Genomic DNA, 16,335 nt, shown 5'->3' with positions numbered 1-16,335 from the left:
TCCCCATGGATTTTAGTTGTTAGCTGCTGTCTTGTCTACTGGTTTGATTAGTCTAAATAAGTGATAGACGATTCCAATTAAAAGTAAAATAGGTACGATAACAAGTACCAAGAAGAATGCAGTACCACCAGCTTGACGTAAACCGAAGTTTGCAAAGAATTCATCAGATGTTACTTCGAGTAAAGGTGGTAGGAAAGCAAAGTAATAAATTAAACCTACAGCGACAAGTGTTAATACATAGAACACTAGATTTGAGATGTGATACGGTACTGTGTTCTTGTCAAATTTGAACATTATAAAACCCCTTACATTTTAGTCTTTTAATTAGTATACAACAATGTATAATTAAATGCATAGCACTTGAGCGAATTTAATTATTTAATAGATAAACGAGGGATGTATTATGACACTTAGATTAGCAAAAAGCGATGATGTGGATAGGGTAATGGAAATTGTGAAAAGCGTCATCCCTGCAATGCACAAAGCTGGAAATTATCAGTGGGGCGCTGATTATCCTACGGCTGAGGTCTTTTTAAATGATGTTAAAAATGGCTCTCTTTATGTTTATGAAGAAGAGAGCGTAATCAAAGGATGTATTGTAGCTGATGAGAATCATGCTTATGCCTATGATGATATTCCATGGGAACTGGCAAGAATTGATTGTCTAGCCACACATAGGTTAGCCATCAGTCCTAATTTTCAAGGGCAAGGGCTTGCTCAAAAAATCATCCAAGGGATTATAGATGTGGGTAAAGAGCGAGGTTATCTTGGTATACATACTGACACATCCTTAGAAAATAAACCAATGCAATACTTGTTTGAGAAATTAGGTTTTGAATTTAAGGGGCAACTCAACCTAGATGACAACTTAGATGATTGGTACGTCGCTTACGAAATCGTTTTTTAAGAAGAATTATAAACAAGTTCAAAGGGCTATAATTAAACTTTAGGGGGATTTACAAGTGAAGCTATTAGCGAAACTGATTGCTGGTATTGTCGTCGGTATAATTGTTGGTGGATTATACTATCTAGTTGGTCCAGAAGGAACGACAGGCGCAATCATGGAATTTATCGTAAGATTGTTTGTTACACTTGAATCAATTTTAGGTGCATTTATCTTCTTCACAATACCGTTTATTATTTTATTCTTTATTGCATCAGGGATATCTCAAATTGGTACGGGATCAGGAAAAGTTGTTGGTGCAACACTCGGTGTGGCTTATGTTTCAACTTTAGGTGCAGGACTTATGGCATATGCCGTAGCATCATTTATTATGCCACGTATTACAGAAGGGTCTTCAGTACCTGAAGAGGGCAGTGCGCTCTCACCATTTATTGAGTTTGAACTACCAGCAATTATCGATATTCTACCGGCATTAGTACTCGCATTTGTCGTCGGTATTGTCATGAATATGCTTAAACTTGAACTCATGATAAAATTCTTTGATCAAGGGAAAGATATCACTGAATTTGTCATTGAAAAAGTAATTATTAGAATATTACCTTTCTACATTGCAGGTGTATTCGCAGGTATGGCAGCAACAGGTACAGTCTTTGATACCTTAAAAGTATTTGGAGTTGTGCTGCTCGTAGCAATTATCATGCACTGGGTTTGGTTACTTGTACAGTATACTGTGGCAGGTTCACTTATTAAGAAAAATCCATTTGCGATGTTAAAAAATATGCTACCAGCATACTTTACAGCGCTTGGAACAATGTCATCTGCAGCAACGATTCCAGTGACTTTAGAGCGTACTAAAACAAATGGAATTAGAAATAAAATTGCAGACTTTGTAATTCCTTTATGTGCAACCATCCATTTATCTGGTTCTACAATTACAATTGTCAGCTGTTCAATCGCTGTAATGACGATACTTCCAGGTTACGATATGCCTGGTCTTTGGGAAATGCTAGTTGTTATCTTACTACTTGGTGTCGTTATGATTGCAGCACCAGGTGTTCCAGGTGGTGCAATTATGGCCGCAAGTGGTGTGCTTATGACTAACCTTGGCTTTAATGAAGCGGCTGTTGCTTTCATGATTGCTTTATATGTTGCACAGGATAGCTTTGGAACTGCAACCAATGTTACTGGTGATGGTGCGGTTGCGGCTGTTATCGATGCATATGAACAAAAATTGAACAAAAACCAAGTTGATAGTGAATAATCACTTAAGACAAAGTCGTACACGTGCGACTTTGTCTTTTTTTGTTTATAATTGTTTAGATGGCAATATGTAATAGTTAGAGGGAAATTAAATGAAATCAAAAACAATCTTATTTATAGTCGTCGTTATCTGCTTTTTAGATCTATTTATTCAACTACCAATCGTAACGCCCTTCGCTTTAGAACTCGGAGCATCCGAGTTTATGGCAGGCATAGTGGTTGCGATGTACTCCCTATTCAATATGGTGGGGAATATGGCAGGCGGTTTTTTATCGGATAAATATGGACGCAAAAATACTTTACTAGTCGGTATGTTTCTACAAATCTTCTTTGTTTTAATCTACACAATGACACCGTCTATTCCTATTCTTTTAGTGGTGCGTGCCTTACATGGCTTTTCGAGCGGGATTTTAACACCAGCGGCCTTTAGTTTAGTCGGAGATGTGTCTAGAAAGTCAGCAATTGGTAAATCTATGGCTCTAACCGGTGCAGCTATAGGGACTGCTGCAATTTTAGGCCCTGCAACAGGCGGTATAATCTCCTCTACAATGAGCTATGAAATGGTATATTATATACTTTCAGTGACCTATGTAGTTGGTACACTACTAGTCTTCTTCGCAATTAAAGAAAGTACAACAGATGATAGTAGAGGTCATCACAGTCAAACTGCTTTTAAAGAATTATTATTAAGACCATCACTAAATGTGGCTTATATTTCATCATTTACTTTGATGGTTGCACAAGGCACCTTGGCTTTTGGTTTGCCGATAAAAACCGATTTACTTGGTCTTGAATCATCAGCAACAGGCATGATGCTAAGTGTCTTTGGTATTACGGCAATTGTGGTCTTTCTAACGCCTATTAATCGAATCTATACTAATTATAAGAGTGAAGCTTTAGTTGCTTTAGGTATTTTGGTACTAAGTATTAGTATGATTACGATTCAAATCGTTCCTTCTGCCTTAGGTATATTTGTAGTCATGGTAATATATGGACTTGGCTTTGCTTTGACCTTCCCATCGATGAACAAAATTATTGCAGAGTCTTCTGAAATGCATGAGAGAGGTAAGGCTAATGGCATATTCTACTCCTACTTTTCTCTAGGATCTGTAGCAGGTTCGACCTTAGCAGGCTATTTCACGACCGCATTTGGTCTACCTTTTTTTGGAATAGGTTTTGTGACCTTATTAATGTTAGGACTCATGCTTTTTGTTAGAGCAAAATGGGTATAAACTATGTGGGGAAGTGAGCACATGAAAAAGAAAGTATTACTCATGGGAATCCATGGCAGAATTGGTGAACATCTTTATGAAGAACTAAAAGGCACATGTGAGCTATATTGTTTTTCTACTGGCACAGAAGATGTTCAAGAAGATATTGAGTTTATCCAAAAAGATCTCTTTATTCTTCCTGAGGTAGAAGATGCGCTAAATGATATCGACACAGTCATCTTCTTTGAAGACCCAATTATGAGATTAAATCGACTCACACAAGGTAAGTTTAATGATCTATATTTACTTATTGCTGATAATATCGCAAGGGCAAGTAAGTTCAATGATGTCGAACAAATCATTTATATAAAAGATGAATTGTCAGATGGTAGAATTTTATCTGTCTTAGGGGCTTATGGCACGGTAGTCAGACAAACTGAAACGCCGATTAAGCGCTATGGTAAAAACCTCAATTACAAGATGAAGGATTATAATAGTGTTAGAAGTATCCAACGCGCTCCAATACCAACGGGATGGTCTTTAGAAGATATTGCTTGGTACTATTTTGGCTGGTTAGATGACATCGTTTATAATGTAGTAAATACGGTGATAAAAGATCAAAAAGTATATATGTACTTATTGGATAGACCTGAGCCAATCTTGATTTTAGAATTTAAGAAAGAGCTATCAGAAGAGGATATCGTTATTTTTGAAATTACTGGTGGTAGTCTCAGTAAGAAAACAAACGGTAAACCTCAGCGTTTTGAATTTAGAAAGCTACCAGATGAAGATGAATTTATCATGGCTTTACATGATTTTACACCTTCACTGCCGTGGCCAATTTATCGCTTAACTCAAGCACCAATCCACGGCTTGGTCAGCAGAATTTATCAAGTAGAAATGATTATCAATAAAACTGTGCCTGAAAAGCGGACAAACTCTAAGAAATAAGGAAGATGGATTATGGGAAGAAAATGGAATAATATCAAAGAGAAAAAAGCACAAAAAGATCAAAATACGAGTCGGATTTATGCTAAATTTGGCAGAGAAATTTATGTAGCAGCCAAAAAAGGAGAACCTGATCCTGAGGCTAACCAAGCACTTAAAGTAGTCTTAGAACGTGCGAAAACATATTCAGTACCTAAACACATTATCGATAAGGCGATTGATAAGGCAAAAGGTAGTGACGATGAATCATTTGACGAACTTCGCTACGAAGGATTTGGTCCGAGCGGTTCCATGCTCATCGTGGATGCCTTAACTAACAATGTTAACCGTACCGTATCAGAAGTGAGAGCGGCTTTTGGTAAAAATGGCGGTAACATGGGTGTGAGTGGTGCTGTTAGCTATATGTTTGATAGTGTGTCTGTATTTGTCTTTGAAGGCTATGATGAAGAAACCGTCTTGATGGAACTAATGGAAAAGGAAGTTGATGTTAAAGACGTGACGACAGAAAATGGTTTGACCGTTGTTTACGGTGAGCCTCAAGCCTACAACGATATAAAAAGTGTGCTAGATAATATGGGTATTGAAGACTATAAAGTTGCAGAACTTGCCATGATTGCTCAAAATGAAGTTAGCTTAAGTGATGAAGATCTCGAGCAATTTGAAAGATTAGTGGATGTTTTAGAAGATCTTGAAGATGTTTCTAATGTCTTCCACAATGTGAATTTATCGTAAAACTACTTGAAAGGGGAACATTATGGACTTTAATTATCAAGGAAAAGTTGCAGTAATTACCGGATCAAGCAAGGGTATAGGTAGAGAAACAGCAGAGCAAATGGTTAAATTAGGTGCGAAAGTTCTACTTGTGGCAAGAGGTGAGGACGCGCTTAAAAAAGCAGCTGAAGAAATAAGTGCTCATGGAGATGTCGCTTATATTGTACAAGATATTACGGAGAAAAATGCAGCTGAGAAAATTGTCGAAAGAGCAGTTGAAAAATTTGGGCGTTTAGATGTCTTAGTCAACAATGCAGGAAGCTCTTTTGCTAAAAGTTTTGAAGATATAGACATTCCAGACTGGGAAGATGATATCGACTTAAAAGTAATGTCAGCAGTGAAGATGTCTAAAGCTGCTTTACCATATTTAAAAGAAAATGGCGGTGCAATTTTAAACTTGACCGCAGTGATGGGTAAAACACCTCAGGCGAACTCCTTACCAACAACTGTATCAAGAAGTGCAGGACTTGCCTTAACTAAAGCGATGAGTAAGGATTTAGGGAAATATAATATCCGAGTCAATGCTGTTTGTATCGGTCTAATTCGCAGTAATCAAATTGAAAAACGCTGGAAAAACCAAGCTCCAGACTTAAGTTGGGAAGAGTATTCTGAGAAAAGTGCGGGTAATATTCCACTCGGACGAATCGGTGACACAGCTGAAGCGGCCAATGTGATTACCTTCCTTTGTTCAGATCTCGCCTCTTACGTCAGTGGTACAGCAGTTAATATCGATGGTGGCAGTGGCCACGCGTGGTAAATAAATCAGCTCGACAATCTTAAGTTAAGATTGTCGAGCTTTTTGTATGTTGTATATTGCGTATTGTGTACTGTATACAGATTGATTTGATGTTTTTGGTGATAAGTCATGTCAAAACCCAGCACTTATCACCAAAAGTGATGAGGACAAAGATAAGTCGTGATCAATCTCATCAAATCCACAATCTTATGTAATAATTTTTAATCTGTATAGTGTAGTTTTATCTTGTGATAATGAGTTTCTCAGCTGAAAATTCCATTGGGCATGTCAGAAATGATGCTGAATAGACAAAACAAGCTAAAAAGTCTATTCAGCATGTCAAAAATAGCGCCGAATAGACAAAGTAAGCTAAAAAGTCTATTCAGCATCTCAAAAATAACGCCGAATAGACATGCCCAAGCCCATTCGCCTCAATCAACCCTCCATCTACATTTCCGGGATAAACAGATTACCATTTGTCGCAGCTACAATCGCTTTGATTGAATGCATGCGATTTTCGCCTTGTTGGAATTGTTTTGCAAAAGGGGCGTTAAAGACATCTTCTGTGACTTCCATTTCCGTAATGCCACATTTATCTTTTATCTTCTGACTAAAGCTTGTCTCTGTATTATGAAAAGCAGGTAGACAGTGCATGAAAATAAAATTATCATCGACATTTTCTAAAAGTGCTTCATTTACTTGATAGTCTTCAAGTAATTCTAATCTTTTCTCAGCATCTTTTTCTTCTCCCATAGAAATCCACACATCTGTATAAACGATGTTTGCATCTTTAACTGCGATATCCGACTCGTCTGTCAAAACGATCTCTGAACCTGACTCCTTAGCGTAAGATTTAGCAATCTCTATATATTCTTCATCTGGCATGAGTGACTCTGGTGCTGCGATAGTGATATGAACGCCGAGTAAACTCGCTGTAACTAAGAGTGAATTCGCAACATTATTACGACCATCTCCAATATAAACAAGCTTCAACCCTTCTAAGTAACCAAAGTGCTCTTTAATCGTCATAAAGTCCCCAATCATTTGTGTTGGATGCCATTCATCTGTTAAGCCATTCCACACTGGAACGCCTGCATGTTCAGCTAGGGTTTCTATAGTTCCTTGACTAAATCCACGGTATTCTATGCCATCGAACATACTGCCAAGAATTTTTGCCGTATCTGCTGTTGTCTCTTTATTTCCAAGTTGAATATCATTCTGCCCTAAAAACTCAGGATTGGCACCGAGGTCGTTTAAAGCGACTGTAAAAGCTGATCTTGTTCTCGTTGAACTTTTTTCGAATAAGAGTGCAATATTTTGTCCTTTTAAATACTGATGAGGAATTTTGTTCTTTTTAAGTTTTTTTAAATGGATCGAAAAATCAATTAAATATTCTATTTCTGCTTTAGAAAAATCTGTAATCGATAAAAAGCTTCTACCTTGGAAATGCATATAAGTCCCCCTTATATATTAAAACTCTAATTATTATACTATATATTGTATAAATATTATTAACTACATAATATATAAACTAGCTTTAGAATGCAAGAAGCTATCTTAAAAAGTTGAACATATAAAATTATTGACCGCTTACTGTATTAACTGTATTATTATAATTAATACAGTTGGAGGACGGAGGTGCCTTATGCTTGATATTGACCTGACAAGCCGATTGCCAATATATGAACAAATTATTGAGAATATCAAAACAGAGATAATCAAAGGTGTCTTACAAAAGGACGATCGAATTCCTTCTGTCAGAATCCTAGCACAAGAGTTAACAATTAACCCAAACACTATTCAAAAAGCTTATAGGGAATTAGAAAGACAAGGTTTTATCTATTCACTACCTGGTAAAGGAAGTTTTGTGAATGAAGTAAAAGGTCAAATGAATCAAGAAAGAGTAGCTATCTTAAAAGAAGAAATTGTAGAAAGAGTTGAAGAACTCGTATTTTTAGAGGTACCAGTTTCAGAAATAAAGACTTTATTAAAAGGACATAGTGAGGAGGAGAAAGATGAAGGTTGTTGTTGATGCTACAAGTAAGGAATTTGGTAAAGTGCTTGCTACTGATAATATAAATCTTGAAATTAAACCAGCAACAGTCCATGGTTTATTGGGTTCAAATGGTGCAGGGAAGACGACTTTAATGAAAATTATGTCGGGTATCTACAAGGCGGACCAAGGCATGGTAACTTATGATGGTAAGAATATTTATGAGTCACCCGAAGTGAAGAAAGATGTCGTATTTTTGCATGACATTCCCTTTTTCTTTAGAGGCTCGTCTTTAAAAAAGATGGCCAAACTTTATCAATCTATGTACAGCAATTGGTCAACAGAGCGTTTTAATCAGTTATCTAAGCATTTTGGTTTGTCACCTGATGTTCAGTTATCACAATTGTCAAAAGGGATGAAAAGACAAGCTTCCTTTATCTTAGCCTTTGCAGCAAGACCGAAGGTTATGCTCCTCGATGAACCATTTGATGGTCTTGATCCTATTATTAGAAAACAAGTTAAAAATATTATGATGCAGGATATTGCGAATCATGGTATGACAGTGATTGCATCAAGTCATAATCTAAGAGAGATGGAAGACTTATGTGATTCAGTATCTATCATGCATCAAGGGAAGTTATTATTTAATCAGGATTTATCTGATATTAGAGGTAATCATTGTAAGTTACAAATTGCTTTTAAAACACTACCTGATGATGATTTTTATAAACAATTGAACGTTGTGCACTCAAGCCAAAGAGGACGCATAATTACTTGTATCATTAAAGGGGATATTTCTAAAATTGAGGAAAAAGTGACCAAGTATCATCCTTTAATGTATGATATTTTACCCTTAACTTTAGAGGAGATATTCACTTATGAAATGGGGGAACTCGGTTATGAAATCTCGAACATCATTGTTGAATAAAGCCCTGTTGTCACATTTCTCAAGTGCCATATTTTGGGTCACGCTAATATTCTTGATTTTGAATATTATTTCTCTACCGTTAATATTATGGCTCTATCAACAACAAAGTAATATTCTACAGTTGGAAACGATAAACAAAGACTTTTTCTTACAACTGTCATCAGTACAACAAGTTATTGGAATGAGCTTTGCTGCGATTATCGGCATCATCCTCTTCAATTATTTGAACAATGAAGCCGCATCGGACTTTATGCATAGCTTACCAATTAAAAGAAATAAAATACTGAGTCATATTCTGCTTGTTGGTTTTTCCGCCATTGTGATTCCTTTATTAATTACAGCAATCATTTTAGGACTACAAAGTTTGTTATTTATAGATAATCTTAGTTTGTCCACCATTGCTCTATGGTTTGTCTACTCAATATTTACTCACGTGGTCATCTTTACGATCTCAGTTCTAACAGGATTTTTTGTGAATGGTTCATTTTTACACATTCAACTTATTATCATGGTATTATTTTTACCTTTAGTCTTATGGACACTCATCTACAGTACAGCAGGTTTAACATTTGATGGTGTCTCATCAAGATTTTCTGATTATGTAGAACCGATACTAGACATCACATTTCCCTTCGTTGCCATTGATCAACTCGTCGCAGATTTTAATTTGTCCTTAACGATCACCTGGGCTATTGTCGCAATAATTTTTATCATTTTAACCTTTATTGTGTATAAATATCGCCGCAATGAAAGAGTGAATCTCAGCTTTAATTTTACTTGGCTTAAAGATATTCTTATCGCTATCACGACAGTAGCAGGAATGCTCGCTCTAGGTACCTTTGTATCTTTCTTTATAGAGCATAGCTTATTCATTTCAATCATCGCCTATGTGGTTGGTGCATTGATTACTTTTATCATCGTGGAGATGCTCTTTCAAAGCAGTGTTAAAATCAGTTTTTCACTCAGAACCTTCTCAATTACCATAGTGACCATCATAGTCTTTTGGTTACTTTTTATCTTGTCTTGGAATCATTACATTAATTCTGTACCTGATAAAGAGAATATTGAGAGTGTGTCGATTACGACTGATGGAAACACTATGTACCAAGAACCAGTAGATGACTTTTTCGAAGAAAGTTATATGTTTAAATCAAACCGTCAAGCGATAGAGAATGCTAGAAATATTCACGAAATTGCGGTGGCTGAAAAAGATAGTCCTCGTCTATATAATGAAAATTCAAGTCCGGTAATGATCTCTTATAAATTGAAGGATGGTCATACAAAAACTCTAGAATTCCTAACACTAGACTCTGACTCAAAAGTGATGGATTTAATCGATCAACAAAAAAACAGAGAGTACAACATGGAAGAAGATATGTTGCTCAATATGAAAAATGACAGAGACCTAGATACACTAGCAGCCAATGAAACTATGATTGAACTTGATAAAAATCTTGTTTCAGACTACAAAAATAAAGAATCTGACTTACAAGTATTAAATCCATACATTGGAAATGAGACTGGAAGAATATCTATAGAGGCAAGTGACTCAAGTAATTACCAGACTGGTCAAAGTTCTCTCTACAACCCTGCTATTTTAGACAATGTTGAAGATGAAGAATACAAGCTGACTGATCTTATGAATATTGATGAAACAAGTGAAATGTATCTCCTTGAAATTGAAGAGGGTGAGTACAAAGACTTCTTCAAGGACTTTAATTCAATAAGTCTAAGTAAAATGAAAGAGGAGTACGATATTCAAGATGTAGAAGATGCACCACAAGTGATTCAAGATTTAAATGACAAAGGTCTAGACCCATCATCTGGTAAATTATTAATTTATGGCTATCCTGAATATTCAGCAGATGATTTAGATGAAGAGACCGCTGCCAACATGATTTATAAAATCATCTCGATTAAGTAAAATATAAGCAAAAGTTATAGAGATTAGAAATAAAAAGAGCTATCTCTATACTTTTGCTTTATTTTTTTTGTATAATTACAATCAGGAGATGAATGCCATGAAAATAAAGTATCTTAACAAGAAAAAATGGCGACGTTTACTACGTTCAAAATATGATGAAAAAATAATTTCCTATCAGGGCAGTGATATCCTTGTGGGCATTATTTACATGTATAAAGTTCGTGATCCTCTAGTCGTATCAGTGGTCGGAGAAGATACTTTAGTGGCTGCAAACAACTACAAGTGGCTGCAACTCATGCCAGCATCCACAAACTACAGCATTACAGTAATGTATGATGAGAAGTGGCAAGAGATACAGTATTACTTTGATATTAACAAATCTCATACCTTAGAACTTGGTAAGGCTAGGAGAGAGGATTTATATTTAGATGTCTTAGTGTTACCAGACGGACGTTTTGAGTTAGTAGATGAAGACGATATAAAACGTGCTTTTAAAAAAGGAAGAATTACTGCAAAAGAGAGAGATTTCGCTTATAAAGTTGCTAATGATTTAATGGATGACATAGCAAATGATTTTTCCAAATATAAGGCACTAGCATCATATGCATTAAAGGAAATCAAAAAATCAGGCCATAGCAATAAGAATAGCTAATTTAATGGAGGTTGTACAGTGAAGGTCGATGACTATCGTTTACTAGCGACTCTAAGTGAGGCAAAAACTTTACGGAAAGCCGCAGAGAAATTATATATATCACAACCCGCAGTCAGTCAGCGCTTAAAATCTATTGAAGATGAGTGGGGCGTACAGATTTTTATCAGAACCAAAAAGGCTTTATATACAACTGGTGTAGGCGAGAAAATTATAGAACATGCCAAGAAGGTTGTCGATGAAGAGCGCCGAGTTAAAGATTATATCGTTGCCAATGAGGGTGCAATTGAAGGGAATATTTCAATTGGGGTATCATCACTAATTGGTTATACGATTTTACCAGACATGCTCGCTAAATATTTAAATGAGTTTCCTGACGTGAATGTAAAAATCAATGTTGGTTCTACCCAGGAAATTATTGCAAATCAAGGTGAATACCACTTATCAATTGTTAGAGGGTCACGTGTACTCAACAAGGAAAATGAACTCTTATACAGAGACAGACATTATCTAGTGACACCGAAAGATATGGATGTAGAAGATTTAACCATTATTGAGTTCCAAGCGGACCCCACTTATATTACGCACATTAAAAATTACTTCGAAGCACGCTTCAACAAAAAATATGAACCTCAAATATTCGTTGACCAGATTACAACTTGTCGTGAACTCCTTAGAAAAAAAGTGGGAATCACGGTATTACCTGAGCTTGTTTTAGAAGGCTTGGACCTTGATAATTATTATATCGAAGAAGTGAAGGTAGAAGACAAACCGTTGATCAGAGAAACGTATTTATCTTACGACAAGAGTGTCATGATGTTACCACAGGTAGAATCATTTGTGGAAATGATTAGAAATGAATCCAAGGAAAGTGAACAAAGTTAAGGTGGACGAGTAATGATAAAAGACCTATTTCAAATTCAAAACTATAAACTATTTTTGATGAACATGACCTTACTAGGTATGGCGGTAGCAATTACCGCCCCTTTTCTAGTCATCTTTATGACTGGACATCATGGAATGTCATCTTCTGTTTATGGCATATTCATGGCAACAGCAGCAGTGGGAAGTTTTATCGTCAATACAGTAATTGGCCGCATGAGTGATAGGCTAACATTTGACCGAAAATACTTGATCATTGCTGCCTTATTTATGCAAATTTGTGCCTTTTTAAGCTTTTTACTTATTCCCAACACATGGATACTGATTGTATCTTATATTATATTCTTTTCTCTAGGTGCACCGGCTATGCCGCAGTTATACGCATCTGCTAGAGAATCGATTAACCAATACCGTTCAAGTATTGCGGTTATGGCGAACACCATCTTACGTTCCATGTTCAGTTTCGGTTTCTTATTTGGTCCCTTGGTGGGTTCCTTACTCCTTGCACGTTTTGATTTTGTTGGTTTGTTCTGTGGGACTGTGATAATGTTTCTTGTTGTCTTTATGGCGTCATTTTTAATAAAAAACTCTATACCACCTGCAGTATCAGATGAAATAGAATTAACTTCATTTGAAGAGAAAAAAAGCCCGAATCTATTAAAGAACCTTACTTTGCTAATTCCATTTTTAGCATTTACCTTCTTACATGTGGGTCAGTGGAGTTACTTACTTAACATGCCTTTATTCGTTACAAGCCACCTAGGTGAAGCGGACAGTGCTGTAGGGATACTTTCTAGTATATGTGCAGGTTTGGAAGTTCCTCTGATGATTTTTATGGGTTATGTCGCAAGTCGCATCTCTTCAAAAACCTTACTGATCATTGCAGCCTTTGTCGGTGGAACTTATTTTCTTTCAATAGGGATTTTTGAAAGCTTTACTATGATGCTTGTTGGACAGCTGGCACTTGCTTTATTCCTAGCAATTCTATTAGGCTTAGGTATTAGTTACTTCCAAGATTTACTGCCACAATTCCCTGGCTATGCATCAACCTTATTTGCTAACGCGATGATTATTGGCCAATTATTAGGGAATTTACTTGGTGGTTTCATCAATGATTTACTCGGTGTAGAAAATGCCTTTTATTTTAGTGCGGCATTTTTATTTACTGCTTTTATTCTATTTTTCTTTACTAAGAAAGAAGTAAGAGAAGGAGAAATTTAATGGAAATAATATTATGGTTAATTGTTGCCTTAAGTTTTATACTCGGATTTTTAGGTATTATTTATCCGATACTCCCATCAGTTATTTTATTTTGGGTTGGTTTTTTAGTTTATAACTTTTTCATTGGTGATGAATTATCATGGATGTTTTGGGTCATTGCAGGTGCTTTGACTTTAATCTGTTTAGTCAGTGACGTCGTTGCCAATAGTTATTTTGTTAAGAAGTTCGGAGGCTCTAAGAAAGGGGAATTGTCCGCTGTTATCGGGGCGATACTAGGGATGTTTATCTATCCGCCGTTCGGTGTGATTTTTGTTCCTTTTGTCTTTGTTTTTGCAGTGGAGTATATCCAGTTAAAGGATATAAATGCTGCTTTTAAGGCGGCATTAGGCTCATTTCTCGCCTTTATTTCAAGCGCCATCTTCGATGTGATAATCTATATCTTCTTAGTTATCTTCTTCCTACTAGATGTCTTTGTATATTAATAAAAATAAAAGGTGCACTTAAGCCCAGACTGGGTTCAAGTGCACCTTTTTTAGTTATTGTATCTTAAAGCTCTATAGATCAGAACTGCTGCAAGTGAAATAATGATGAAGTAGATAATACTCAAGATTGAGTTCACTAAATCTTGTTTTTCAATAAACATTCTTATAGAAAAGATCAGGATAGAGTGTATGACAACCAAAGAGATAATCCACTGTATATTCCCCTTTTTATAAAGTAGAACCAGGACGATTCCAACCATAAATATCAGGGTAATTAAAATTTTAACAATTTCAATATTCATAAGTTTTCACTGCTTATTTTTCAGTTTTAGAAAAAGCTTCATCTTCAGCTGTTGTCGCATCTTCAGCCTCATCGTCAAGAACTTCACGAACGTTATACATTTCGTATTGTGCTTCATGTTTACCACTTTGTATATCTAGAGCAAAGTGACATGCCACTTCATGTTGGCCATCAAACTCAGGATTTTTTTGTTCCAAGTGTGGCTCATCAGTACGACAAAGGTCTGTCGCAAATGGACAACGCGTATGGAAACGACATCCAGTTGGTGGATTGATAGGTGAAGGCACATCTCCACGTAAGAAGATACGCTGTGATTTATTTCTTGGATCTGGTACCGGAATTGCTGATAATAAAGCTTTAGTATAAGGGTGTTGTGGGTTATTAAAAATAGCCTCAGTATCCCCAATTTCAACAATTTTACCTAAGTACATTACAATGATGCGGTCTGCAATATGGCGGACAACACCAAGGTCATGTGAGATGAAAAGATAAGTTAAACCGAATTCTTTTTGCAGGCGTTTTAATAAGTTTAATACTTGCGCCTGAATAGAAACGTCTAGAGCAGATACTGCTTCATCACAAATGATAAGTTTAGGGTTAACTGATAAAGCTCTCGCAATCCCAATACGTTGACGCTGACCACCTGAAAATTCATGTGGGTAGCGGTCAATTTGATGTCTTTGTAAACCAACTGTTTCCATCAGTTCTACAATACGTTGGTTTCTTTCTTTACGAGGCACAACATTTTGAATGTCCATTGCTTCCCATAAAGTTTGTCTAACTGTCTTACGAGGGTTGAGTGATGCATAAGGGTCTTGGAAGATAATTTGCATATCTTTTCTCATCTTACGCATTTCATCCTTAGACATTGATAAAACATCTTTACCTTGGAATTCTACTTTTCCGTTAGTCGGTTCATCTAATCTAAGAATGGCACGGCCTGTTGTAGATTTACCACAACCAGACTCACCAACAACCGCAACAGTTTCACCTTCTTTAATTTCGAAAGTAATGCCGTCAACTGCCTTAACATGGTTGACTGTTCTGCCAAAGAAACCCCCTTTGATAGGGAAGTGTTGCTCTAAATTTTCAATATTTAACAGTGTATTATTTGGCATTTAGTTGTACCTCCTTATCTCCATCCCATTGATCAGTATGGATCCAGCATCTAACTTCATTGCCGTTACCTAAATCTTCGAGTTCAGGTAGCGTCTTACAAATATCTGATGCGAAAGGACAACGTGGTGCGAATCGGCAACCTGTTGGCATTTCATCAGGTGCAGGTACGTTTCCTTTGATAGGAATTAGTTCATCTTGCTTTTTATCGTGTCGAGGTAATGAATTTAATAGACCAACAGTATACGGGTGTTTTGGATTTTCAAACAAAGTATAGATGTCAGCGTATTCGACAACTTTCCCAGCATACATAACAGCAACGTAATCACATGTTTCAGCAACAACACCAAGGTCGTGTGTGATCATAACAACACTCATACCAATTTCTTCTTGAAGGTCTTTAATTAACTCCAAGATTTGAGCTTGGATTGTTACATCAAGTGCTGTTGTTGGCTCATCAGCGATTAAGAGATCTGGTTTACAAGCAAGTGCCATTGCAATCATAACACGTTGTCTCATACCACCGGATAGTTCGAATGGATATTGATCCACACGTTTTTCTGGTGAAGGAATACCAACAAGTTCAAGCATTTCTATAGCTCTTTTAGTACCATCTTTTTTCCCTAATCCTTGGTGGATTTTAAAAGATTCTCTAAGTTGTTGTCCAATTGTGAATGTCGGGTTTAAAGACGTCATTGGTTCTTGGAAAATCATTGAAATTTCATTACCACGAATTTGACGCATGCGTGAATTTTTCACTTTCGTGAGTTCTTCACCTTTATATTTGATACTACCGCTTTTTATCTTACCGGGATCTTCAATCAAGCGTAAGACTGATAGGGCAGTAATACTTTTTCCTGATCCACTCTCTCCCACAATACCTAGGGTTTTACCTTTAGGCACTTGGAAAGTTACTCCATCTACTGCCTTTACTTCATTGTCACCAACGAAAAAGGAAGTACGGAGATCATCTATATCGAGAATAATATCTTCTGACATGTTTTCTCTC

18 protein-coding genes are annotated in these 16,335 nt (G+C 36.4%); 13 read left to right on the top strand and 5 right to left on the bottom strand.

Going from position 1 to position 16,335, the window contains the following annotated elements; all coding sequences use genetic code 11:
- Positions 1-12: 12 nt before the first annotated feature.
- The gene (locus JEOSCH030_RS09990) at positions 13-294 is read right to left on the bottom strand and encodes a hypothetical protein (protein WP_185126492.1); all 282 of its coding nucleotides are present in this window, start codon (positions 292-294) and stop codon (positions 13-15) included.
- A 109-nt stretch (positions 295-403) separates the two neighbouring features.
- Between JEOSCH030_RS09990 and JEOSCH030_RS09985 the strand changes: the two genes are divergently transcribed.
- From JEOSCH030_RS09985 to JEOSCH030_RS09960, 6 genes are all read left to right on the top strand, one after another.
- Positions 404-907 carry a GNAT family N-acetyltransferase gene (locus tag JEOSCH030_RS09985; protein ID WP_185126491.1) on the top strand — a complete coding sequence of 168 codons (504 nt, stop codon included), beginning with the start codon at positions 404-406 and terminating at the stop codon, positions 905-907.
- Positions 908-962: 55 nt separating this feature from the next.
- On the top strand, positions 963-2,165 hold the full coding sequence (locus JEOSCH030_RS09980) for a dicarboxylate/amino acid:cation symporter (protein ID WP_185126490.1): 1,203 nt from the start codon (positions 963-965) through the stop codon (positions 2,163-2,165).
- 91 nt (positions 2,166-2,256) lie between these two features.
- Complete coding sequence (locus JEOSCH030_RS09975; protein ID WP_185126489.1) at positions 2,257-3,396, top strand: MFS transporter; 1,140 nt, start codon at positions 2,257-2,259, stop codon at positions 3,394-3,396.
- A 21-nt stretch (positions 3,397-3,417) separates the two neighbouring features.
- Positions 3,418-4,326, top strand: coding sequence for a Rossmann-fold NAD(P)-binding domain-containing protein (locus JEOSCH030_RS09970; RefSeq protein ID WP_185126488.1), 909 nt, complete (start codon positions 3,418-3,420; stop codon positions 4,324-4,326).
- Between the two features lie 12 nt (positions 4,327-4,338).
- Entirely contained in the window at positions 4,339-5,055 is a 717-nt protein-coding gene (locus JEOSCH030_RS09965) for a YebC/PmpR family DNA-binding transcriptional regulator (protein WP_185126487.1), read from the top strand.
- Positions 5,056-5,077: 22 nt separating this feature from the next.
- A complete protein-coding gene (locus tag JEOSCH030_RS09960; RefSeq protein ID WP_185126486.1) occupies positions 5,078-5,851 on the top strand; it encodes an SDR family NAD(P)-dependent oxidoreductase in 774 nt (257 codons plus the stop codon).
- A 426-nt stretch (positions 5,852-6,277) separates the two neighbouring features.
- On the opposite strand, the gene argF is transcribed toward JEOSCH030_RS09960, so the two are convergent.
- Complete coding sequence (argF, locus tag JEOSCH030_RS09955; protein WP_185126485.1) at positions 6,278-7,282, bottom strand: ornithine carbamoyltransferase; 1,005 nt, start codon at positions 7,280-7,282, stop codon at positions 6,278-6,280.
- 193 nt (positions 7,283-7,475) lie between these two features.
- On the opposite strand from argF, the gene JEOSCH030_RS09950 reads away from it, so the two are divergent.
- The 7 genes from JEOSCH030_RS09950 (at position 7,476) to JEOSCH030_RS09920 (ending at position 13,909) form a co-directional block, all read left to right on the top strand.
- Entirely contained in the window at positions 7,476-7,862 is a 387-nt protein-coding gene (locus tag JEOSCH030_RS09950; protein WP_185126484.1) for a GntR family transcriptional regulator, read from the top strand.
- Positions 7,846-8,751 carry an ABC transporter ATP-binding protein gene (locus JEOSCH030_RS09945; RefSeq protein ID WP_185126483.1) on the top strand — a complete coding sequence of 302 codons (906 nt, stop codon included), beginning with the start codon at positions 7,846-7,848 and terminating at the stop codon, positions 8,749-8,751. Before JEOSCH030_RS09950 ends, JEOSCH030_RS09945 begins: the two co-directional genes overlap by 17 nt.
- A complete protein-coding gene (locus JEOSCH030_RS09940) occupies positions 8,723-10,675 on the top strand; it encodes an ABC transporter permease (RefSeq protein ID WP_185126482.1) in 1,953 nt (650 codons plus the stop codon). Before JEOSCH030_RS09945 ends, JEOSCH030_RS09940 begins: the two co-directional genes overlap by 29 nt.
- 97 nt (positions 10,676-10,772) lie before the next feature.
- Positions 10,773-11,327 carry a DUF402 domain-containing protein gene (locus JEOSCH030_RS09935; RefSeq protein ID WP_185126481.1) on the top strand — a complete coding sequence of 185 codons (555 nt, stop codon included), beginning with the start codon at positions 10,773-10,775 and terminating at the stop codon, positions 11,325-11,327.
- Between the two features lie 18 nt (positions 11,328-11,345).
- On the top strand, positions 11,346-12,209 hold the full coding sequence (locus JEOSCH030_RS09930; RefSeq protein WP_185126480.1) for a LysR family transcriptional regulator: 864 nt from the start codon (positions 11,346-11,348) through the stop codon (positions 12,207-12,209).
- 12 nt (positions 12,210-12,221) lie between these two features.
- Entirely contained in the window at positions 12,222-13,427 is a 1,206-nt protein-coding gene (locus tag JEOSCH030_RS09925; RefSeq protein ID WP_185126479.1) for an MFS transporter, read from the top strand.
- On the top strand, positions 13,427-13,909 hold the full coding sequence (locus tag JEOSCH030_RS09920; RefSeq protein WP_185126478.1) for a DUF456 domain-containing protein: 483 nt from the start codon (positions 13,427-13,429) through the stop codon (positions 13,907-13,909). The genes JEOSCH030_RS09925 and JEOSCH030_RS09920 overlap by 1 nt, the downstream gene beginning before the upstream one ends.
- 50 nt (positions 13,910-13,959) lie before the next feature.
- Here the strand turns inward: JEOSCH030_RS09920 and JEOSCH030_RS09915 are convergent, their stop codons facing one another.
- From JEOSCH030_RS09915 to JEOSCH030_RS09905, 3 genes are read right to left on the bottom strand one after another with little or no spacing between them, the layout of a single operon-like run.
- Positions 13,960-14,211, bottom strand: coding sequence for a hypothetical protein (locus JEOSCH030_RS09915; RefSeq protein WP_185126477.1), 252 nt, complete (start codon positions 14,209-14,211; stop codon positions 13,960-13,962).
- 13 nt (positions 14,212-14,224) lie between these two features.
- Positions 14,225-15,328 carry an ABC transporter ATP-binding protein gene (locus tag JEOSCH030_RS09910; RefSeq protein WP_185126476.1) on the bottom strand — a complete coding sequence of 368 codons (1,104 nt, stop codon included), beginning with the start codon at positions 15,326-15,328 and terminating at the stop codon, positions 14,225-14,227.
- Positions 15,318-16,325 carry an ABC transporter ATP-binding protein gene (locus tag JEOSCH030_RS09905; protein WP_185126475.1) on the bottom strand — a complete coding sequence of 336 codons (1,008 nt, stop codon included), beginning with the start codon at positions 16,323-16,325 and terminating at the stop codon, positions 15,318-15,320. The genes JEOSCH030_RS09910 and JEOSCH030_RS09905 overlap by 11 nt, the downstream gene beginning before the upstream one ends.
- Positions 16,326-16,335: the final 10 nt, after the last annotated feature.

Source organism: Jeotgalicoccus meleagridis, assembly GCF_903994045.1.
Taxonomy (GTDB): Bacteria; Bacillota; Bacilli; order Staphylococcales; family Salinicoccaceae; genus Jeotgalicoccus; species Jeotgalicoccus meleagridis.
Note: the sequence above shows the minus strand (reverse complement) of the source record. Positions and strands in the feature narration are given on the sequence as shown.